Raw genomic sequence first — 1693 nt, 5'->3', positions numbered from 1 at the left:
GCGCCCACGGCCCCGCGCCCGCCAGCCGGAACGTCTCCAACGCCGTCCTCAGGTGCGCCCGCGCCTCGCCCGGCCGGTGCGCGCGGCGCAGGCGCTCACCCAGCAGCAGCGCGGTCCTGGCCGCCTCGAACGGGTTGGCGTGCAGCCGCAGGGCCACGGTGAGCGCCCCGATGACCGCCTCGTCGCCGCCCTCCGGACCGGCCAGGGCCCGGCAGCGGGCGAGCAGGGCCCGCGACTCCGCCGTCCCGGCGTGCGCCGACCACCGCTCGTACGCCTCCAGCGCCGCCCCGGCAGCCGCCGCCTCCCCCGCGCCCACGGCGGCCTCGATCCGGTCCGGCGTCGAACGCCACACCACGGTCGGATGCCCGGCCCCGGGGCCGGCGGTCACGAGCCCGGCGAACCGGTCGTGCGCCGCCGCGAACCGGCCCAGGCCCAGGTCCAGCATGGCCAGCGCGTACGAGGCCACCCCGGCCCGCAGGCCCACCCGATGGGGGAGGGCGATGGCCAGCGCCTCCTGGGCGTGGCGGCGGCACGGCTCCTCCTCGCCCCGCAGGGCGGCCAGGGCGGCGAGGTTGGCCAGGTGGGCGGCCACGGTGTTGGCGTACCCGGCCTCGCGGGCCAGCTCCAGCCCCTCCTCGGAGACGGCCTGGCTCTCGGCCAGCCGCCCGTCGATCCGCTCGGCGGTGGCCACGAACTCCAGCACCACCGGCAACTGCCCCACCATCCCCGACATCCGGGCCACCCGCCCGGCCCTGCCGATCAGCTCGGCGGACAGATCGGCCTCACCCAGATAGCTGGCCGCCGCCGCGGCCCACAGGAACTCGGCCGCCTCCCGCAGCTCCCCCGTACGTCCGAGCGCCCGCCGGAGAAGGTCGTGCCCGGTGCCGCCGGCGAGCATCGCGCCCACGCCGGCCAGGACGTCGCGCAGGAAGCCCTCGGGGAACGTGGCCGCGTGCCGCCCGATCTCGACGATGGCGGCGCTGTCCCCCACGGACGAGGCGGCCTCCCAGGCATCGGCCAGCAGGCCGAGAACCCCGGGCCCTCCCGTGACGGCGGCACGGGGCCCTGCCACGCTCGTTCGAGCGGTCGTCAGCGCGGTCGTCAGCGCGGTCGTCAGCGGGGTCGTCAGCGGGGTCGTTTGCAGGGTCGTTCGCGGGGTCGTTCGCGGGGTGCCGGGCGGCTCATCGGTGGGGCTCTCGGCCGAGGCCGGGTGGGAGCGGGCCGCCGGGAGGGTCAGGCCGCTGCCCGAGGCCAGGATGCGCATGGCCTCGGCGGCGTTGCCGGAGTTGAGCTCGAACCGGCCCCGTAGCTGGGTGAGCTCCGCGTCCAGGCCGGAGTCGCGGCCGGCGTGCTCGCGGGCCTCGGCCAGCAGGGACTCCGCCTGGCCGGGGCGGCCGCCGAGCCAGGCGGAGACGGCCGCGTCCTTGAGCCGTACCGCCCTGGTCAAGGGGTCGGGGGTGAGGCCGGAGGCTCTGACCAGGGCGGTGGCGGCGTCGGCGTACCCGCCGTGGTCGCGGGCCCGTGCGGCGGTCTCGGCGAGTGCGGCGGCGACGGCCTCGTCCTGACCGAGCGTGGCCGCGGCGAGGTGCCAGGCGCGGCGGTCGCCGCCTGGAAGCGGAGGTTGAACAGCTCCTCCTTGGCTTCCTTGAGCTTCTGGACCAGGGTGTCCTGGTCTTCCACTCGCAGCTCGCCG

The 1693-nt window shown here is 77.6% G+C and carries 1 protein-coding gene and 1 pseudogene; both read right to left on the bottom strand.

The annotated features are described in order from the left end of the window. Positions 1 to 1447, bottom strand: a pseudogene (locus tag AB0I15_RS66815) (LuxR family transcriptional regulator); the annotation flags it as partial. Then, complete coding sequence (rpmC, locus tag AB0I15_RS66810) at positions 1444 to 1686, bottom strand: 50S ribosomal protein L29 (RefSeq protein ID WP_358121191.1); 243 nt, start codon at positions 1684 to 1686, stop codon at positions 1444 to 1446. The pseudogene AB0I15_RS66815 and the gene rpmC, both read right to left, overlap by 4 nt. Positions 1687 to 1693: the final 7 nt, after the last annotated feature.

It is taken from the genome of Nonomuraea sp. NPDC050643 (assembly GCF_040654715.1).
Taxonomy (GTDB): Bacteria; Actinomycetota; Actinomycetes; order Streptosporangiales; family Streptosporangiaceae; genus Nonomuraea.
Note: the sequence above shows the minus strand (reverse complement) of the source record. Positions and strands in the feature narration are given on the sequence as shown.